Origin of the sequence: Pyxidicoccus sp. MSG2, from assembly GCF_026626705.1 — a bacterium.
Lineage (GTDB): Bacteria > Myxococcota > Myxococcia > Myxococcales > Myxococcaceae > Myxococcus.
Genome location: NZ_JAPNKC010000001.1, coordinates 8923605 through 8943373, shown reverse-complemented (window position 1 = coordinate 8943373; position 19769 = coordinate 8923605). Strand labels below are relative to the sequence as shown.

Sequence of the window (19769 nt, the reverse complement as noted above, 5' to 3'; positions counted from 1 at the left end):
TCAGGAGGGCGGATGCGTCACGCGAGCAGGGTGTGGGTCCTGGGTTCCGTGCTGGGGTTGATGAGCGGGTGCGCCGCGCTGTCGAACACCGCGGCGTCGAAGCAGGCCGAGGCACCGAAGCCCACGTGTCCGGACAGCATCCCCGACGAGCTGAACCTGGAGCTGGGCTTCCGGCCGGAGCTGGCCGCCCGGACCTGGGTGCCCGCGCACACCTTCGAGCACCTCGGCTTCCATCCGGGTGACGCGGTGAAGCCCGCCTTCCAGCAGGAGCTGGCGCTCGCGACGGGGCCGGTGCAGGTCTTCGGTCTGATGGAGCACAGCACCAAGGGCCCGGAGGGAGGTGGCTCGCTGGTGGTGGCGCGCCCACACGCGGGAGGCTTCTGCGTGGTGAACACCTGGTCCACCTGGCAGTCGTCGCCGGTGGGCCTGTCGCTCGCCAATACGTGGACGTCCCCGGATGGGAAGCTGGCCATCCTCCTGGTGCGGATGGAGATGGCGGTGACGCCCGACGGGCCGCAGACGCGTTGGGTGACACTGGGCACGGATGGCAATCGCATGTGGATTGCATTGGGCAGCCCCCCGGAGCACCAGCTCATCGTCCCGTCGGTAGCGCTCTTTCCGAAGGGGAAGGACCTGTACCTCGACATCCAGCAGCGCCGCGTCACCCGGCTCCTTCTCGGGAAGGACGGGCGCTTCGTCATTCCGCCCAACAGGTGAATAAATTCCCGGCCATTTCGTCGGGGGCTCACCATGCTCTCCCTGCTCGCGATGTTGTGGTTGGCCTCCACCCCCGTGGAGACTCCCAAGGCGTCCCCTCCCCGCGCGCCACCGCCCGAGTGTGTGTCTTCCCAGGGTCGGACGGTGTGCGGATACCAGTGCAAGACCAGCACCTCGGGCACGGCCTGTGCCCGGACACCCTATGGGGTGTGCCAGGTCCTGGCCGGCCGGGTGCGCTGCTGGGACCCGCCGCTCGTCGTCATCCACCACCCGCCGGACTCGGGCGCGAAGCCCGAGTGCAAGGAGAGCCGGGGCCAGGTGGCATGTGGCTACAACTGCCGACTCTTCCAGGGCGAGGTGGCCTGCAACAGCACGCCCTATGGCGTGTGCACCACGCACTTCGCCAGGCTCGTCTGCTGGGACCCGCCGGAGAGCGTCATCCACCAGTACGGCGCGGACACGGCCCGGCCCCGCTGCCTCAATGCCTCCGAGGCGGTGAGCTGCGGCTATGACTGCAAGTCCACGCGCACCGAGGTGAGGTGCGCCAGCACGCCCGACGGCGTGTGCCGCATCGATGACAACGACGTCTTCACCTGCTTCGACCCGGCGCCGCTGCTGCACTGCGACCACAGCGCGGCGCCGCCCCCGAACTGAAAGCAGCGCCCCGCCCCGCCGTGGCCGGAGCGGCCGGGCAGGCACCTCCATGGGGGAACAGAAGTCACCGCAGTGTGGCACCATGGCACCGCACCTCCCGCTCCCGTGACGCGCTCTCCGCGCCACGGTGGGCGGCCTTCTGGCCATGACCTCTCGCGAGCATTTCCGGCGGCACCACTCCCAGGCCTGGGCCTGCGTGCTGCTGCTCGCGCTCGGCCTCGCCTGCTCGCGCGGGACTCCGGCCCCCCTCACCCACGAAGCCTATGTGTGGCAGCGGGACTGGAGCCCGGAGCTGAGCGACGCCCTCACCCGGGCGCCCGCGGAATTCGGAGCCCTGCGCGTCCTCGCGCGTGAGCGCTCCGGCCCCAGGCGCACGCCGGTGGACGTGGCGGTGGACGTGGACGCATTGGTCCGCTCCGGCCGGGAGGTGGTGGCGGTGCTGCGCGTGGACGGCACGGCGCCGCTCGACGGCATCTCCCTCGAAGAGGTCGCCACGCTTGCCCGTGCCTGGAAGGCCCGGGGCGTTCGCGTCCGTGGCCTCGAGGTGGACCACGACTGCGCCACCTCCGCGCTGGCCGGCTACGCGGACTGGCTGGAGCGCGAGCGGGCCCTCGTGCCCGACTGGAAGCTCTCCATCACCGCCCTGCCCACCTGGGCCGCGTCGCCGGACGTGGAGCGGCTGGCCTCCATCCCCGACGACGTCGTCCTCCAGGTCCACGCGGTGCGCGCGCCCACACTCTTCACGCCGGAGGAGGCCCGGGGCTTCGTCGAGTCCTGGGCCGAGGCCACGGGCCGCGCCTTCCGCGTCGCGCTGCCCACCTACCGCGTGCGGCTGAAGGACGGGACGCGCCTGTCCGCGGAGCCCCGCGACGTCGCCCGCTTCGTGGCCCTCCTGCGCGAGCGGCCCGTGCGCGGCGTCACGGGGGTCATCTGGTTCCGGCTCGGCCACCGGGGAGACCCGGATGCGTGGAGCCCGTCCACGCTGGAGGCCGTGGTGCGCGGCGAGCCGTTGACTCCGAGCCTCACGCCCCGGCTGGTGGACGTGGGTGGCGGGACGCGGGACATCGTCATCGAGAACACCGGCCGCGTGGACGCGGATGCGCCCATGCGCCTCACCCTTTCTGGAAACCTGGAGGTCCTGGACGGCGTGGGCGGCTATGCCCCGCACGGGACTTCCCTCGTGGCGCGCACGCCTCCCCGCCTGCGCGCCGGAGAACGCCGTGTCGTCGGCTTCGTGCGGGGAACCGAGGTGTCCCTTGTCGTGCCGTAGCCTCTTCGCGTCCCTGGTCGTCCTGATGCTGCTCGCGCCCCTGCGGGATGCGCGCGCGTGCGGCCCCGACTTCCCACCCGAGCTGCTGAGCGACAGGGCCGGTACCCTCGCGCAACTGCCGGAGGGCGCCTTCTCGCTCGAAGCCGCGCGGCTGCTGCCGAAGCCCGTAGACACGTTCCAGGTGGTGGAAGTCGTCGAGGACGCCGACGAGAATGGTGACCCGAAGGGCGCGCGCGAGGGCGGCGGGGCCCGGGAGACGGCGCTGTACGCCGCGGGCGCGAAGGCCTTCCACGCCGGGGACTACGCGAAGGCACGCGCCCGCTTCCAGGACGTGCTCGCGCTGCCCGCGGAGGAGCGCCACCACTTCTCCACCTTCGCCGCGTTCATGCTGGCGCGCACGGCGGGTGCGGGCCTGGAGCACGAGGCGCGACCCCGCTTCGCGGAGGTGCGCGAGCTGGCCCGCCAGGGCTTCGACGACCCACTGGGGCTGGCGGTGGCGAGCCTCGGTGAAGAGGCGCGCCTGCTGCTCCAGCAGGGCGATGACGCGGGCGCCATCCGGCTCTACGCGGAGCAGGCGGCACACGGCAGCTCCAACGGAAACACGTCCCTGCTCCTGGTGGCGCGGGCACTCCGGAGGGACGACGCCCGGTTGCGCGAGGCCCTGAAGGATCCGCTGGCCTGGCGGCTGATGGCGACCTACGTCTGGACGCGCGGGCGGGAGTGGGCTTGGTACGAGGAGGAAGGCGAAGGCCAGATGCGGCACGTGCTGGAGTCGCTCGCGGCCGTGCCCGGGCCCGAAGGCGCGGACCGGCTCGCGGCGGCGGCGTGGAGCATGGGCCGCTTCGACCTGGCCGAGCGCTTCGCCGGGCAGGAGGCCACGCCGCTCTCCGCCTGGGTGAAGGCGAAGCTCGCGCTGCGCCGGGGAGACCGGACGGCGGCGGAGCAGTACCTCGCGCAGGCCGTGGAGGGACTCCCGGAAGCAGAGGACTGGGTCGGTGAGTCACAGCTCGGCCCCCTGCGTCCCCACATGCGCGCGGAAGGCGAGCGCGCCCTGCTCGCGTTGACGCGCGGCGACTTCTCGCAGTCCGCGGAGCGCCTGCTGGCGAGCTGCTCCTGGCCGGACCTCGCCTACGTGGCCGAGCGCGTGCTCACGGTGGAGGAGCTCCAGCGGTTCGTCGCCTCCGCTCCCGAGGAACGGTGCACACCCGAGCTGGCTCATCTCTGGGATGACGATGCCCGCGAGGGGACGAACAGCGTGAAGGCGCGCCTGCGGCTGCTGCTCGGCCGGCGACTGCTGCGCGACGGCGCGGGCGCGAAGTCGCTGGAGTACTTCCAGGGCACGAAGTTCGAACTGCCCGCGCGGCAGTACGTGGAGGCCCGCGAGCGCGCGGAGTCGACGAGCGACGCGGTGGACCGGGCCCGGGCGCTCTACGACGCCGCGCGGCTGGCGCGCACGGCGGGCATGGAGGTGCTGGGCACCGAGGCCGCGCCGGACTGGGCCCAGGTGGACGGATTCTATGACCTGGACAGCTTCCTCGACTCCAACGAGCTGCCGCCCGAGAAGGAGGAAGCGCGGAAGAAGATGGCGGAGCTGCCCCTCGTCACGGAAGCCGAGCAGCAGCGGCTGAAGGCCCACGCGCCACCGCACGCGGTGCGCTTCCACTATCGCTCCACGGCGGCGGACCTCGCCGAGCAGGCCGCGGAGCTGTTGCCGAAGCGCAGCCAGGCCTACGCGGTGCTGCTCTGCCGTGCGGCGCGCTACACCGCGAGCACCGAGCCGGAGCGGGTCCAGCGCCTGTGGCGCACCTATGTGAAGAACGGCGCCAACCTCAAGGACGGGGAATGGATGACCTTCGGCCAGGAGTGCCCGGAGCCGGACTTCGAGCGGGCGCGAGCGCAGCAGCCGAAGCTGACCTTCAACTGGAAGGGGCTGCGCCGCCGCACGCTGGCGGCACTGGGCGGCGGGGTGCTGGTGCCGGTGGCGCTGGGGGCCGCGCTCCTGCGGCGCCGCAAGCGCAAGCCGGCCTGAGCCGCTGCCCCTCACCGCCCGTTCCGGGCGGCTCCGGCAGCGGACCTGACACACCCTGAAGCATCCATCGGTCAGGCGGCCGACACGGCCCCACCTTTCGTCCATCTGAACGCTCGGCTATAGGGTGCGCCGCCTTTCCGTTTCGCAACACTCTCAGGAGATTGAAGACGATGCCGAGGACTTCCCAGGAGCAGACCCAGGAGCGCCACGCCTACCTGCTCGAACTCTTCCGCCAGCAGCCGGACATCAGCACCAAGGAGGCGCTGGAGTCCTTCAAGTCGAAGTTCGGGGCAGCCATCAACCTGAAGACCTTCAACCAGCTTCGCGAGCAGGCCGAAGAGGAGGCCGAGTCCGCCGCGCCCGCGCCGGCCGCCGAGGAGCCGGAGAGCGCGCCCGAGGCCACCGAGGAGGACGCCGCGTCCCGCCTCAAGGCCGTCGCCACCCCGGAGGCGCTCAACGGCGCTGCCGGCGCTCCGGCGAAGAAGCCGAAGGCGAAGGGCACCGGCTCGAAGCACATCTTCGTGGACGCGCCCAAGGAGCACCTCACCTTCCTGGAGAGCATCGTGCAGCAGCTCCAGGAGGCCGGTGCCGCCAACGTGCGCATCGACCACGCCACGGACCGGTGGACGGTGCTGGTGGTGGACGCGAAGTAGTCCGCACGCACCCCTGGGTGTCCCGGCCCCACGTCGCGCGGTGGGGCCGGGGTTTCACGCCGTCAGCGCGCCGCGGCGGGCGCCGGTGTCCCCACCTCCGTGGCGGACGCGCCCAACCCGGTGAGCACTCGCCCCTGGATGCGCAGGTTCATCACGTCCTCCTCGGTGACGAACTCCGTGTAGAAGACGGCCACGCGGCCGCCCAGGGCGGAGACGAGGGCGGGCGCGGACTCGGGCTCGGGCTGGTGCGCGGCGATGACCCTTCCGCCCGCGTCCCTCACAGTGCCGTTGGCACGCACGCGCGCGCCGTACACGTCGGTGCGGAACACCAGCGCCGGGAAGAACGGCGCGTCGGTCTGCTGCTCCCACGCCAGCCAGAAGTCCGTCCCGTCGAAGGTGGCGGTGACGTTGAGGCGGTTGCTGCCACCGCCGGTGGCGACGACACGGGGCATGGCTTCCAGAACGTCTCCGTCCGCGTCCACCCGGACGGCCAGCACCGCCGGCCCCGGGGCGCCGAAGCTCCCCTCCGACTCGCTCGTCCAGGCCACCAACGTGTTCGTCCCGTTCCACGCGAGCCCGGGCGGCGCGGTGAAGGCCGGCCCTTCCGCGAAGAGGCGCTCCGGCGCGTCCAGCACGTTGCCATCCGCGTCCACGCGAGCGCCGCGGATGCTGCGCTCCGTCTCGGCGGGCACGGAGATGAAATCGATGTGCACCCACGCGACGAGGTAGCGCAGGTCCCCGGTGGCCACCACGGAGGGAGCCCGCTGGGTGAAGGGGACGCTGGAGATGGGGATGCCGCCGGGGTCCAGTACCACGCCGCCGGAGCTCACCCGCGTGCCGACAATGTCGGAGTCGTTTCCGAAGAAGGCGCCGCGCCGGTCCGTCCAGACGACGAAGAAGTCATCCATGTTGGAGGCAATCGCGGGCTGGTACTGGTCATCCGGCAGGCCAGCGATGTCCAGGCTGGCGGCGTCCAGCACCACGCCCGCGCCGCTCACCCGGGCGCCTCGGATGTCGACGCCCGTGCCGCCGCCGAACTCGTCCCCCTCCTCCCAGACCACCATCCAGATGTCGCCGTCCCACGCCACCGCGGGCTCTCGCGCATCCGGGCCCGCCGGGAAGGAGAAGGGCACGTCGAGCACACGGCCGTCGGGGCGCACGCGGGCGCCCAGCAGCCGTGACACGCCGTCGCGCACCTCGCGCCAGACCGTCAGGTAGACGCCCCCACCTTCCGCCGCGGCAACCTGGTCCTGGGGAAACGCGGAGCGGGTGAAGAGCAGCGCGGGTGAGTCCTTCACCGTCTTGTCGTGCTGCACGCGGGTGCCCAGGATGTGGTGCGGCCCGAAGAGCGGCGTGCCCGACTCCGCGCCCGCGTAGGCGACGAAGAACTGGTGGTCTCCCACCGCCACCGCCGGCTGGAGCTCCTCCTCCTGGTCGCTGGAGGAGATGGTGAAGCCCGCGACGTCCCACACGACGCCGTCATCCCCCACGCGGGCGCCTCGCACGCGGTGGGGCCCCAGGCGGGTGTCGTCCCAGACGACGAGCGACTTGCTGCCACTGGGCGCCACATGGGGCAGCGTCTGGTCGCCGGGGCCGGTGGAGATGGGGAAGCCCTCGGGCCCGTAGAGTGTCAGCTCCCTGCGGACGCGGGCGCCGTAAATATCCTCGGTGCCGCCGCGGTCGTCCTGCCACACGAGGAGGAAGCGGTCTCCAGTCCACGTCAGGTCGGGGTTCCGCTGTGCGCCGGGCAGGGTGATGACGGGCACGCCGCCGGCCGCGTCGAGCACGGTGCCATCCTTCTTCACGCGGGCGCCGTAGAGGTCCTCCGCGTCCTCGCCTCCCCGCCTGTCCTGCCAGACGACTGCGAACTGCTTGCCGTCCCAGGCCACCGCGGGGCGGAAGGCGAAGCCGGGCAGCTCGGAGAGGATTTCGCCGTCCCTCACGTCGCCGTCGGACTCCACCCGGTCGAAGACGACGAGGTCCTCCTCGTCACCGGAGACGACATAGGCCACGAGACACAGGCCCTTCGTGCAGGCGATGCCCGGGGGACCGAACACCTCGTCGGAGGAGGCGAGGATGAAGTGGCGCTTCACGTCGCCATCCGACTCCACGTGCGCGCCGAATACGCCGCTGCCGCTCACCCAGACGACGACGAACTGCTTGCCGTCCCAGGCCACGCGAGGCTCGCCGCCCTCCAGCCCGGTGCCCTGGTTGAGGGGGATGCCGGCCGGGTCCAGGAGCCTTCCATTCTTGACGCGGGAGCCGAAGACCCCGCCGTCGCGGTCGTCCTCCCAGACGACGAAGTACTGCTTCCCGTCGAAGGCCACGCCCACGCCCGCATTGGCGGTGGGCTGCGTTCTCAGGGAGGGCCGGCTCAGGTCGAAGGGGTTGGAGACGCCGGAGCTCTTTGCCGCTGCGTCTCGCGGGTCGTCTGGCTTCTCGTGCGGCGCCAGCGGGAGCGCTTCGTCTACCGCCGGCCTGGGAACTGTCGCCTCCCGCGCATCGTCCCTGTCCTCTGGCGCGGGCCCGCACGCGAACAGCAGTGCCCCGAGCAACACGCCTCCCCACCGCGCGACCCGCGCGGCCCCTCCACCCGTCTGATGCATACGGCTCCCCCTCAGGAACGACTGCCGCAAGGTCAGGCGAGCAGCGTCGGACGACAATCCCCCCGCGAGGGTGGGCGCGTTTCCTCCCTTCGGCCGTGGGCTCGACGTCCGTCCGCCCGCACCGCTTCCCGATGACAGTTGCCTCGGACACCGGGGCGTCCGGGGGCGACCCCTGGCGGGCAAAAGGGATGGCACGCGGAGGCGGCGCTGTGGCGGAGTGAAGGGCGTGATGCATACGTCCTTCGTTGCCTCCGTGCTTCCTAGGCATCACCTGCGCCGGGGAAGCGGCCCCAGGCGCGCAGCACGCGCTCCACGGTGGCCTGCAGCGACAGGTCCACGGAGACCACCAGCGAGCGCCCGTCACGGGTGACGTGGAGCTTGTTCCATTCCCACCTCACATCCCGAGGAGACGCCTCCGTTGCGGGCCAGTGCACCCCGTCCAGGGCATCCGCGAGGCGTGCCACGCGGGCGTCGAACTCCGCCTCCGGCAGCGCTCGCAGATGCTCCAGCACCTGGTCCAGCATCACGGGCAGGCCCACGTGCTGCCCCGAGAGGGCCTGGAGCGCCGCGGCACCGCTGCTACCAGGGATGAAGGAAACCCCCTCCGGGCGCAGGATGGCCTGGCCGCTCTCCCTCGATTCACCCGTGCCCTGCAGAGACCCCGGGAGGATGAGGGTCGGCCCCGGGCTCGCGGCCCGGGCGGCTCCGGGCAGCGGTAGCTGACGGTGCAGCTCGAGGAGCACCGCCAGACGGGTCGCATCGCGCAGGTCGTGCATGTGGACCCGGACCTCCCCGTCCACGCGGACGCTGTCCGTGGCCAGCTCCAGGTGGACGCCTCCCGGGGGAATGCTGCTCAGGGACACCGACTCAGCCGCGCCGAACACGGGCCTCCACACCAGCCGCTCACGCGTCAGCCAGAAGCGTCCGAGCCTCGACAGGATGCGGAGCGCCCGCCAGAGCATGGGGAGGACCAGGAATGCCGCAATCCCCAGCAACGCCCATTCCCCAATCACGAGCCCGAGCGGGAACATCAAGACGAGATACAGGACGTAGGCCAGGAGGAAGAGGGGGAGCGTCCACGGCCGCGAGTCCCGGGGGAGGGCCCGCCCGATCTGCCAGCCCTTGAGGACGAGCACCTCACCGGGCGCCAGGGTGCGTGACACCTTCCGCCGCGCGAGTGCATCCAGGCGCACGAGGCCGGCCTCCAAGGAGGGGGGCTCGGGCACGGGCGCGAGGGCCATCAGCCGCCGCCGCACCAGGGCTTCGAGCCGGGTCCTGCACGCCTCCAGCTCGCGGAGGGTCCTCCGCACTGGCGTGTCCTCCGGCCAGTCTTCCGCCCGCGCTCGCCGCTTCGCGCGCTCCAGCGCCTCGGCCACCTCCGGCTCGTGCTTGCGCCACTCGGACACCAGCTCCGGGCGCGCGCGCAGGCGGCGCATCCACCGGCGGCTGCGCAGCACCGTCTCCAGCGCGACATGGCGCGCACGGGCGGCGTCGAGCACCTCCGCCCCACCCTCCAGGCGGCGGCGGACGTCCTCGGGCGAGTGCTCTTCCCGTGGGGCGATGCGGGTCCGGCTGCGCTCGGTCATTGCGTGAAACGCACTCTAAGCGTGGCACGGGCGCGGGAAAAACCGCGCCAGGGAAGGTCCTGATGGAGAAGCGGCGTTCACCCGCGCAGCACCGTCAGCGCCCGCTCGAAGTCCTCGGGCAGCGGAGCCTCCACGCGCACCATCCGTCCCGAGGTGGGGCTCGGTATCTCCAGGCGGAACGCATGCAGCGCCTGCCGCCCCAGGGCCAGCGCGGCAGGATGCGTGCGAGCCTCCTCGGTGCCATAGAGCGAATCCCCGAGCACGGGGAAGCCCGCTTCGGAAAGCTGCACGCGAATCTGGTGCGTGCGCCCCGTGTCCAGGTCCACCTCCAGCAGCGCGGCGCCAGGAAACCTCTCCCGTACCTCGAACGAGAGCGCGGCGCGGCGCGCGGACGGCACGCGGGTGGTGAAGCGGCGCGGGTCCTTCGGGTCCCTCGAGTACGGCCCCTCCAACCGGCCCTGCTCGGGCGGGTGCCCCAGGACGAGCGTCCGGTAGCGCTTGTCCACCTGCTTCTCCTGGAACGCGCGCAGCATCGCCGCGGCGGCCACGTCCGTGCGCGCGAAGGCCAGACAGCCGCTCGTCTCGCGGTCCAACCGATGCACCACGCCGGGCTGCGCCAGCCCCTCCACGTCGAACGGAGGCTGCTGCGCGGCGAGCAATCCCACCACCGAAGCCATGCGCCCCTCCGGCTCCACGACGAGCCCGGGCGGCTTGTTCACGATGACGAGGGCCGCATCGTCATGGAGCACCGGAAGCAGGGGCCCCTCGGCGGAGGCAACAGGCGCGGCCCGAGGCTCCGGCCGCTCGATTTCGATCTCCTCCCCGCCCCACAGCTTGCGCGTGGGCTGACACTTCTTGCCCCGGATGCGCACCGCCCCCGAGTCGATGAGCGCGCGGGCCCGCTCCGGCGTGAAGCCCGGCACATGCTTGGAGAGGAAGCGGTCGAGCCGCTCGCCCGCGGCCTCCCGGGGAACCTGGACCTTTTGCTGCGCCATGCCCCCCCGTCCCCCAACGCGGCCGGCGAGTCAACGTCCACGAGCCGGTCCGGTCCCCTCATTGGCGCCACCAGGGGCCGCGAGTACCATTCCTGGCGATGACCCGCCCTGCCATCGCCCCCGTCGCCGCGCCGCCCACCTCGCGAGCAACGCTCGCGTATGAGCTCGGACACGAGCCCGTCCTCGACGGTGTCCGTGGTATCGCCTGCTTGATGGTGATGGGGGTGCACCTCAGTGCGCTCGGCGCGAGGCAGATGCCTGGCGTGCTGCCGAATGGCTTCCTCGGCGTGGATGTCTTCTTCGTCCTGAGCGGGTTCCTCATCACCTCGCTGCTGCTCCAGGAGTGGTCGCGCACGGGGACCCTCTCCTTCAAGCACTTCTACCTGCGGCGCGCGCTGCGGCTCCTGCCGGCGCTGTACTTCTTCGTCGCCATCCTCTGCATCGTGGCAGCGGTCTTCGGCTGGAAAGCGACTCTCGGTCCGAAGCCCTGGCTCTCAATCGGGTCCACGCTGTTCTACTTCTCGAACTGGATTCAGGACATCGGTGGGCTCTCGATTACGTGGTCCCTCAGCGTCGAGGAGCAGTTCTACATCCTGTGGCCCCCCACCCTCTTCCTGCTGCTGCGGCGGGGCGTCCGGCTTCCGGTCATCCTCGGGGGGCTGGTGCTGGTCGTCGCGCTCGTTGGCGGGTGGAGGCTCGCGCTGTGGAGTTCGCAAGTCGCGAGCGAGGGCGTGATGGCCGCCTTCACGCAGGGCTACCAACGCACGGACACGCGCCTCGACGCGCCGCTCATCGGCTGCATCGCCGCGCTGTGGGCCGCGTGGAGGGGACTGCCGAAACGGACGGTCGTCTGGGATGGGTTGGCCATCGCCTCGGTGGTGCTGATTGCCGTGGCTTGCGGCGGGGAGGACATCCGCCTGACCCTCAGGCGCCCGGTGCCGGACCTCCGGCTCGACGTGCTCTTCCACGGCGGCTTCACGGTGGTGGCCCTCGCTTCGGCGTGCCTGATTCTCTACATGCTGGCGAACGCCCGGGGGCTCGCGAGCCGCATCGTGAGCGTCGCGCCGCTCGCCTGGGTCGGCAAGCGCTCGTACAGCCTCTACCTCTGGCACAGCTTCGCGTTCTACACGCCAGCGACGCTCCTCGGGAGGGCCGCGGACACCGCCACGGCGTCCTGGTCCGGATGGCTGCTCTTGAGTGCCGTCAAGCTCGGCCTGGCCGTCGCGTTCTCGTCGATCTCGTACTACGCCGTCGAGCGGCGATTCCTGCGGATGAAGAACCGGCTCACGAAGGACGCGACAGAGGCGGCGAAGCCACCGGATGCCCTGACGAAGGCGGCGTGACGGCACGCGGCGCGCCTTCCGCGGCGCCCACCCCACGCGGAAGCACGCCCATCCGCGAAGCCCACCGGCGGAGGACTATTCGCTCCGCAGCGCCACCAGCGGGTCCACCCGCGTGGCCCGTCGCGCGGGCAGCCAGGTGGCCACCATCGTCACGCCCAGCACCAGCAACGCCAGGCTGCCGAAGGTGAGCGGGTCCGTCGCGCTCACCCCGTGGAGCATGCTCCCCAGCACGCGGGTGGCCGCCCAGGCCGCCAGCAGTCCCAGCCCCACGCCGAGCACGGCCAGCCGCATGCCACGGCCCAGCACCAGCCGCAGCACATCCTCCGGCCGGGCCCCGAGCGCCATGCGGATGCCAATCTCCTGCGTCCGCTGCCGCGCCATGTACGCAATCACTCCGTAGAGACCCACGCCCGCCAGCAGCAACGCCAGCGCCGCGAAGACCCCCACCAACGCGGAGAGGAAGCGCGGGCGCGCCGTGGCGGACGCCACCACCGCATCCAGCGTGCGGACCTGCGACACGGGAAGGTCCGCATCCAGCTCCGCCACCGCCGAGCGCACCGCGGCGGCCAGCGCCAGGGGCTCGCCCTCGGTGCGCGCCACGAACTGCATGGAAGGGAAGGTGCTCTGCATGATGGGCACGTAGAGCTCCGCGCGAGGCTCCGCCGTGGGTCCACCGTGCCGCACGTCGTCCACCACGCCCACGACGGTGCGCCACCCGTCCTCCGGCGAGCCGATGCGCACGCGCTGGCCCAGCGGGTCCTGGCCCGGCCAGAACTTCCGCACCGCCGCCGCGTTGACGAGCACCACCGGCCCCGTGTCCGCCGTGTCCGTGGAGGCGAAGTCCCGGCCCTGGCGCAGCGGAATCCCCAGCGTGCGGAAGTAGCCGGGCGTCACCATCTGCAAGCCCAGCGTCCGCTGCGGGCCGGGCTCGGCGGCGGGCCGTCCCTCGATGAACAGCGCCAGGGAGATGTCGTTCCCGTCGAACGGGAGCGTCACCACCGCGGCGGCGCTCTTCACCCCGGGCAGCGCCTCCACCCGCGCCACGACGTCCTGGAAGAAGGCCGCCTGCCGCCGCTCGTCGGGGTAGTCCCCGGGAGGCAGGGATAGGCTCCAGGTGAGCGCGTGGTCCGTCTGGAAGCCCGGCTCCACGGCCTGCAGGCGCCACAGGCTGCGCAACAGCAGCCCCGCGCCAATGAGCAGCACCACCGCCAGCGCGACCTCGCCCACCACCAGCGCCCCGCGCGAGCGTCCTCCGCCCGGCGAGGCCCGGCCCCCCGCGTCCTTGAGCGCGAAGTGCAGGTCCGGCGCGGAGGACTGGAGCGCCGGCACCAGGCCGAACAACACCCCCGTGAGCACGGACACGAACAGCGTGAAGGCGAGCACACGCCCATCCAGGCCCACCTCGGTGATGCGTGGCAGCTCGCTGGTGCTCATCCCCAGCAGCACGTCCACGCCCCAGACCGCGCCCAGCAGCCCCACACACCCGGCCGCGAGCGCCAGCACCAGGCTCTCCAGCAGCAACAGCCGCATCACCCGTCCACGGCTCGCTCCCAGCGCCACGCGGACGGCCAGCTCCCGCTGCCGCGCCGTGGCCCGCGCGAGGAACAGGTTGGCCACGTTGGCGCACGCAATCGCCAACACCAGTCCCACCGCCCCCAGCAGCACCCAGAGGATGTCCCTCACGTTGCCCACGAGCTGCTCGCGCAGGGGCACCGCCTGGACTCCCGCCTTCGCATTCGTGTCCGGGAACTCACGGGCCCGCCGCTCGGCCACCAGGCCCACGGCGCGCGCGGCCGCCTCCAGGGCCACGCCCTCCTTCAGCCGCCCCACCACGCGCAGGAAGTGGAGGTTGCGCTCCTGGGAGAAGTCCTGCTCCACGTCCGGCCCGAACAGCGGCACGTCGTGCTTCACCGCCGGCACCCACAGCTCCGCCCGGTCCTGGGTGAGCGCCTGCACGGGCGTAATCGACGGCCACATGAAGCGCTCGGGCATCACCCCGATGACCTCGTAGCTCCTGTCGTTCAGCCGCACCGACCGGCCGATGAGGCGGGTGTCTCCACCGAAGCGGCGCTGCCACAGCTCGTGGCTGAGCACCACCACCTGCCACGGGGACTGGCCCGCCGGGTCCGAACGGAACGTGGTGCCAAGCGCCGCCTCCACGCCCAGCACGTCGAAGAAGTTGGTGGAGACGCTGGCGCCGCGCAGCCGCTCCGGAGTCCCCTCCCCCGCCAGGTTGAAGGGCACCGAGGCCACGGCGGCGAGCGCCTCGAAGGCGTCCCTGCTCCCCTCGCGCCACGCGAGGAAGTCCGGCGCCGACACCGGCTCCCGGGTGCCCTCCTCGCGCTGCACCCACAGGAAGGCGAGCCGCTCCGGCTCGGCGAACGGGAGGGGTGCCAGCAGCACCGCGTTGACGACGCTGAAGATGGCGGTGTTGGCGGCGATGCCCAGTGCGAGCGTGAGCACCGCCACCACCGTGAAGCCGGGATGCTTCCACAACATGCGCAGGGCCTGCCGCAGCTCATGGACCAACTCCGTCATCGCATCACCCCCGGGACTGCGAGAAAGCAGTGTGCCTCACCCACTCCGCATGGCCACCAGCGGGTCCACCCGCGTGGCCCGCCGCGCCGGCAGCCAGGTGGCCACCAGCGTCACCGCCATCACCACCAGCGCCAGTCCGCCGAAGGTGAGCGGGTCCGTGGCGCTCACGCCGTAGAGCTGGCTCGCCATGCCCCGCGTGGCCGCCCACGCCCCCACCAGTCCCAGCCCCACGCCCGCCAGCGCCAGCCGCATGCCGCGGCCCAGCACCAGCCGCAGCACGTCCACGGGCCGCGCGCCCAGGGCCATGCGGATGCCAATCTCCTGCGTCCGCTGCCGGGCCATGTACGCGATGACGCCGGACAGGCCCACGCCCGCCAGCAGCAGCGCCAGCACGGCGAACAGCGCCACCAGCGTGGAGAGGAAGCGCGGGCGCGCCATCGCCGAGGCAATGACCTCCTCCATCGTCCGCACCTGGGCGATGGCCAGGTTCGGGTCCAGCGCGGCCACGGCCTCGCGCACCCCGGACACCAGTCGCGCCGGGTCTCCCTCCGTGCGGGCGGTGAACAGGATGAAGTGGAACGTGTCCTGGAGCGCCGCGACGTAGACCTCCGGCCGCGGCTCCTTGAGGGCGCCGCCCTGCCGCACGTCCCCCACCACGCCGACGACGGTGCGCCACGGGGCATCCGAATCGGAGCCCAGGCGGATGCGCTGTCCCAGCGGCTCCTGCCCCGGCCAGTACTGGCGCGCGGTGGACTCGTTGACCAGGACCACCAGCTGCGTGTCGGCGCGGTCCGAGGACGCGACGTCGCGCCCGCGCTTCAGCGGAATGCCCAGCGTGCGGAAGTAGCCGGGCGTGACGACCTGGAAACCCACGGAGCGCTCGTCGCCGGCCTCGGGGCGTGGCTGCCCTTCGATGTCCATGACCCGCCAGATGTTGTCGCCGCCGAGGGGCAGGTCCGACACCGCGCCCACGCTCTTCACGCCGGGCAGCGCTTCCACCCGTTCCTGGAGCCGCTGGAAGAAGGCCGCCTGCCGGGCGTCGTCCGGGTACTCCGCGGCGGGCAGCGACACGCGCCACGTGAGCACTCCGTCGGCGCGGAAGCCCAGCTCCACCGCCTGCATGCTCCAGAGGCTGCGCAAGAGCAGCCCGGCGCTGATGAGCAGCACCACCGCCAGCGCCACCTCGCCCACCACCAGCGCGCCGCGAGAGCGCTGGCCCGCGCCGGAGAAGCGCCCCCCTCCGCCCTGCCGGAGCACGCCATTGAGATCCGGCCTCGAGGCCTGCAGCGCCGGGACGAGCCCGAACAGCACACCCGTGGCCAGCGACGTCAGCAGCGTGAAGGCCAACACCCGCCCATCCAGCCCCACGGCGCCGAGCCGAGGCAGCTCCGGAGGCACGAGCGCGAGCAGCGCGTCCATACCCCACAGCGCCAGCAGCAACCCGAGCGCCCCCGCCGCCAGCGCCAGCAGCACGCTCTCCGTGAGGAGCTGCCGCACCAACTGGCTCCGGCGGGCCCCCAACGCCAGGCGCACCGTCAGCTCCTGCCTCCGCGCGGACGCCCGCGCGAGGAACAGGTTGGCGACGTTGGCGCACGCAATCACCAGCACCAGCCCCACCGCCGCCAGCAGCACCCACAACGCCGAGCGCACGTTGCCGACGAGCTGCTCCCGCAGGGGCACCAGGCCGATGCCCGACCTCGCGTTCGACTCCGGGTACTCCTGGGCGAGCCGCGCGGCGATGGTGTCCAGCTCCCGCGACGCGCCCTCCAGCGTGACACCGGGCTTCAGCCGCCCCACCACCCGCAGGTAGTTGCCGTCGCGCCACGCACTCGTGTCCTGCGTGGTGTCCGTCCCCAGCTGAGGGATGTCCCGGTGGACAGCGGGCACGAAGAGCTGCGGAGCGTCGGCGGCGGAGACGTGCGTGGGGACGACGGTCGGCCACTCGAAGCGCTCCGGCATGACGCCGACGACTTCGTAGCTCACGTCATTGAGGCGCAGCATGCGGCCGAGCACACGCGGGTCTCCGCCGAAGCGCCGCTTCCACAGGCCGTGGCCGAGCACCACCGTGTTCGGTGCCCCCGCGCCTTCCGCGGACGCGAGGAACGTCGTCCCGAGCGCCGCCGGGGTACCGAGCACCTGGAAGAAGTTGGCGGACACGCTGGCGCCCCGGACGACCTCGGGCGTGCCGTCCCCCGCGAGGTTGAAGGGGACGTGGGAGAAGGCGGCCATCCCCTCGAAGGATTCGGTCTGCGCGCGCCAGTCGAGGAAGTTCGCGGGCGACACCGTCTGCCGGTCCCGGTTCGGGCTCATCCCCCACACCATCACCAGCCGGTCCGGCGTCGCATAGGGCAGCGGTGAGAAGAGCACCGCGTCCGCGACGCTGAAGATGGCGGTGTTGGCGGCGATGCCCAGCGCGAGCGTGAACAGCGCCACGGCGGTGAAGCCGGGATGCCTGGCGAGCATCCGCGCCGCGTGGCGAAGTTCCTGGATGAAATCCTGCATTCACGCTCCGGGGGGTTGGGGCGGACTCCTGAATAGCAATGACCGAGCCACCGCCGTCCAGTGTGCCAACCCCTCGGGAACAGATGGAAGCGCCCGGGCCCCGTGTTCACCCCTGGGAAGCCGCTTCCCATTCCCGGACACGTGGGGCTCGCGGCTTGCAACCGCGCCGGGGAACACCCATCCCCTCTCGCCTCCCGGTGAACGTCATGAGCCGACTCCTTCCCCTCCTCCTGTGCCTGTCCCTGCCTGCCCTCGCCGCCCCGTGGGAGACGCTCGCACCCGGGCTGGAGCTGGCGGAATTCGACGCACATCTCAAGTCGTCGGTGGGCGACTCACGTGTCACCGTGGTGCGGGTGGACGTGGCGCGTCGACCGGTGCGACTCCTCAGTGCCTCGCTGGAAGGCCACGCGCCAGAGCCGACGGCGGAGCAGTGGGCGGCCCTGCACGGCCTCATCGCCGTCACCAACGCGGGCATGTTCCATCCGGGCGGCCGTCCCGTGGGACAGGCGCGCACGGAGGGACGCGAGCTCAGCCCCACCCCCCGCAAGGACTACCGCACCTTCCTGGTGCTGCATCCCCGGGAGAAGGGACTGCCGCCGGTGCAGCTCCTCGATGCGGCCTGTGACGACGTGAAGTCCCTGCTGCCGCGCTACGGCACGGTGCTCCAGTCCCTGCGCATGGTGGACTGCAAGGGGCGCAACACGTGGCAATCCCAGCCGCGCGAGTGGAGCACCGCCGCGCTCGGCATCGACGGGCAGGGCCGGCTGCTGATGTTCCATGCGCGCTCGCCCTACCGCACGCATGACTTCATCGAGGTCCTCCGGCGGCTTCCCCTGGGGCTGAAGCGGCTGATGTACCTGGAGGGTGGGCCGGAGGCGTCGCTCCACGTCGCCGCGCCGGGGCGCACCGTGCGCCGGGTGGGCAGCTACGAGACGGGCTTCAACGAGAACGACGACAACACGCGCTACTGGGCGCTGCCCAACGTGCTCGGCGTGGAGGCTCCCCGGCCCTGAGGGCCGTGTCACACGGCTTTGCACTTCGTAACGCCGTGTGACGTCCGGCCTGGAGCCCCTCGGGGGAAGGGCCCTGGCACGCGGGCTTGCAATGAGACGCCGCACACACAGGAGGCGTCCCACCCATGAAGTTCCGCATGCCCGCCGTCTCGGCCCTCGTGGCCCTGCTCACCGCACCCCTGGCCCTGGCGCAGGAGAAGTCCCCGCCGGCCCCGGACCTGGACCTGGGCGACTACGAGGTCGGCCAGCCCGTGCTCGCCTACAACCTGGCGGTGGTGCCGCTGCACACGCGCAAGGGCCCGCCGTACGACGACTACACGGTGCTGGAGGAGGCCCAGGCGGCGAAGAAGGTCTCCGTCCGCGAGCTGGACAGCGACGGCACGGTGGAGGCGCTGCGGGTGCACAACCGGGACGAGCGGCCGCTGTACCTGGTGGGCGGGGAGCTGCTGCTGGGCGGCAAGCAGGACCGCATGGTGGGCAGTGACGTGGTGGTGGACGCGGGCGAGCGCCAGCGGGTGCCGGTGTTCTGCGTGGAGCAGGGACGGTGGGAGGGACAGAGCCTGGCCTTCCAGCCGGGGCTCGCGGTGGCGCACCCGGACCTGCGGCGCGCGGCCCTGTTCTCGGAGCAGGGCGCCGTCTGGGGCGAGGTGGCGCGCAAGTCCAACGTGTCGGGTGTCTCGAGCCCGACGGGCACGTACCGACGCGTGTTCCAGGACGCGGCGCTGCGCCAGCGCATCGGCCGGTACCTCGACGAAATCCAGGGGAAGCTGCCGCGCGACGAGCGACTCGCGGGGCTGGCGGTGGCCATCAACGGAGACATCGAGGTGGTGGACGTCTTCGACAGCCCGAAGCTGTACGCGAAGCTGGAGCGCAAGCTGCTGGCGTCGTACGTGCTCGCCGCGCTGGAGAAGCAGCCGGGCCGCGCGGGCGACGAGGAGCAGGGCCGCGCCAAGGCGCGGGAGCTGAAAAAGGAGCACATCGACAAGTTCGTGGGCGGCACCACCAAGGACGGAGGAGAGAAGAAGATGTTCCGCTCCAAGGGCAAGACCGTGCACGGAACGTTCTTCGGGACGAAGAAGTAGGCCCCGCCGCGAGCGAAGCGGTGCTCCCGGGGATGCTAGAACCGCCGCGAATGCAACCCCTCCTCTACGGCGAGCTCGTCCCCTGGTACCACCTCATCGACCCGGTGGCGGACCATGAAGACGAAGCCACCTGCTTCCAGGAAGCCTTCGAGCGCGCCGTCTCACCGCGCCCGCGGACGCTGCTGGAGCTCGGCGCGGGTGCGGGGAACGCGGCGTTTCACCTGAAGCGCCACTTCACCTGCACCCTCACGGACCTCTCCGAGGACATGCTCACGCTGAGCCGCCAGCAGAACCCCGACTGTGAGCACGTGCTCGCGGACATGCGCACGCTGCGGCTCGGCCGGACGTTCGACGCGGTGCTGGTCCACGACGCCATCATGTACATGCTCACCGAGGAGGACCTCCTCGCCGCCGCCCGGACGGCCTTCGTCCACACGCGGCCCGGCGGCGCGGCCATCTTCGCGCCGGACTGCTACCGGGAGACCTTCGAGGACAGCACGGACACGCTGACGGCGGACGACGGGCGCCGCTCGCTCCGGGGCCTCATGTGGTCGTGGGACCCGCACCCGGACGACAGCACCTATGTCACCGAGTACGCCTTCCTGCTCCGTGAAGGGGACACCGTCCGGGCCGTGCATGACAGGCACGTCGAGGGGCTGTTCTCCCGGGAGACCTGGCACCGGGTGCTCACCCAGGCGGGCTTCCGAGTCGCGACGCTCCAGCGCCCCGTGGGCGACGACGTCTTCGACGACATCTTCCTCTGCCAGCGTTCATGACTGGA

At 71.8% G+C, this 19769-nt stretch carries 14 protein-coding genes; 9 read left to right on the top strand and 5 right to left on the bottom strand.

Going from position 1 to position 19769, the window contains the following annotated elements:
- The first annotated feature begins 12 nt into the window (after nt 1-12).
- The 5 genes from OV427_RS35070 (at nt 13) to OV427_RS35050 (ending at nt 5323) form a co-directional block, all read left to right on the top strand.
- A complete protein-coding gene (locus OV427_RS35070) occupies nt 13-717 on the top strand; it encodes a hypothetical protein (protein WP_267860574.1) in 705 nt (234 codons plus the stop codon).
- Nucleotides 718-750: 33 nt separating this feature from the next.
- The gene (locus OV427_RS35065) at nt 751-1371 is read left to right on the top strand and encodes a hypothetical protein (protein ID WP_267860573.1); all 621 of its coding nucleotides are present in this window, start codon (nt 751-753) and stop codon (nt 1369-1371) included.
- A gap of 145 nt (nt 1372-1516) precedes the next feature.
- Complete coding sequence (locus tag OV427_RS35060; protein ID WP_267860572.1) at nt 1517-2641, top strand: DUF3142 domain-containing protein; 1125 nt, start codon at nt 1517-1519, stop codon at nt 2639-2641.
- Nucleotides 2628-4670 (top strand): hypothetical protein, encoded by a 2043-nt coding sequence (locus tag OV427_RS35055; RefSeq protein WP_267860571.1) that lies wholly within the window; start codon nt 2628-2630, stop codon nt 4668-4670. Before OV427_RS35060 ends, OV427_RS35055 begins: the two co-directional genes overlap by 14 nt.
- A gap of 170 nt (nt 4671-4840) precedes the next feature.
- Complete coding sequence (locus tag OV427_RS35050) at nt 4841-5323, top strand: hypothetical protein (RefSeq protein ID WP_267860570.1); 483 nt, start codon at nt 4841-4843, stop codon at nt 5321-5323.
- Nucleotides 5324-5385: 62 nt separating this feature from the next.
- Here the strand turns inward: OV427_RS35050 and OV427_RS35045 are convergent, their stop codons facing one another.
- From OV427_RS35045 to OV427_RS35035, 3 genes are all read right to left on the bottom strand, one after another.
- The gene (locus OV427_RS35045; protein WP_267860569.1) at nt 5386-7929 is read right to left on the bottom strand and encodes a hypothetical protein; all 2544 of its coding nucleotides are present in this window, start codon (nt 7927-7929) and stop codon (nt 5386-5388) included.
- Between the two features lie 260 nt (nt 7930-8189).
- Nucleotides 8190-9515, bottom strand: a complete 1326-nt coding sequence (locus OV427_RS35040; protein WP_267860568.1) for a hypothetical protein — start codon at nt 9513-9515, stop codon at nt 8190-8192.
- Between the two features lie 77 nt (nt 9516-9592).
- Nucleotides 9593-10510 (bottom strand): RluA family pseudouridine synthase, encoded by a 918-nt coding sequence (locus OV427_RS35035; protein ID WP_267860567.1) that lies wholly within the window; start codon nt 10508-10510, stop codon nt 9593-9595.
- 98 nt (nt 10511-10608) lie between these two features.
- Between OV427_RS35035 and OV427_RS35030 the strand changes: the two genes are divergently transcribed.
- The gene (locus OV427_RS35030; protein ID WP_267860566.1) at nt 10609-11853 is read left to right on the top strand and encodes an acyltransferase family protein; all 1245 of its coding nucleotides are present in this window, start codon (nt 10609-10611) and stop codon (nt 11851-11853) included.
- 75 nt (nt 11854-11928) lie between these two features.
- Here OV427_RS35030 and OV427_RS35025 read toward each other — a convergent pair whose 3' ends face one another.
- Complete coding sequence (locus OV427_RS35025) at nt 11929-14391, bottom strand: ABC transporter permease (protein ID WP_267860565.1); 2463 nt, start codon at nt 14389-14391, stop codon at nt 11929-11931.
- Nucleotides 14392-14427: 36 nt separating this feature from the next.
- Nucleotides 14428-16893 carry an ABC transporter permease gene (locus tag OV427_RS35020; RefSeq protein WP_267860564.1) on the bottom strand — a complete coding sequence of 822 codons (2466 nt, stop codon included), beginning with the start codon at nt 16891-16893 and terminating at the stop codon, nt 14428-14430.
- A gap of 206 nt (nt 16894-17099) precedes the next feature.
- On the opposite strand from OV427_RS35020, the gene OV427_RS35015 reads away from it, so the two are divergent.
- The 3 genes from OV427_RS35015 to OV427_RS35005 all read left to right on the top strand — a co-directional run bounded on the left by OV427_RS35015 (nt 17100) and on the right by OV427_RS35005 (nt 19764).
- A complete protein-coding gene (locus OV427_RS35015; protein ID WP_267860563.1) occupies nt 17100-17906 on the top strand; it encodes a phosphodiester glycosidase family protein in 807 nt (268 codons plus the stop codon).
- Nucleotides 17907-18031: 125 nt separating this feature from the next.
- On the top strand, nt 18032-18988 hold the full coding sequence (locus OV427_RS35010; protein WP_267860562.1) for an ARPP-1 family domain-containing protein: 957 nt from the start codon (nt 18032-18034) through the stop codon (nt 18986-18988).
- A 50-nt stretch (nt 18989-19038) separates the two neighbouring features.
- Nucleotides 19039-19764, top strand: coding sequence for a class I SAM-dependent methyltransferase (locus OV427_RS35005; RefSeq protein ID WP_267860561.1), 726 nt, complete (start codon nt 19039-19041; stop codon nt 19762-19764).
- Nucleotides 19765-19769 lie beyond the last annotated feature (5 nt).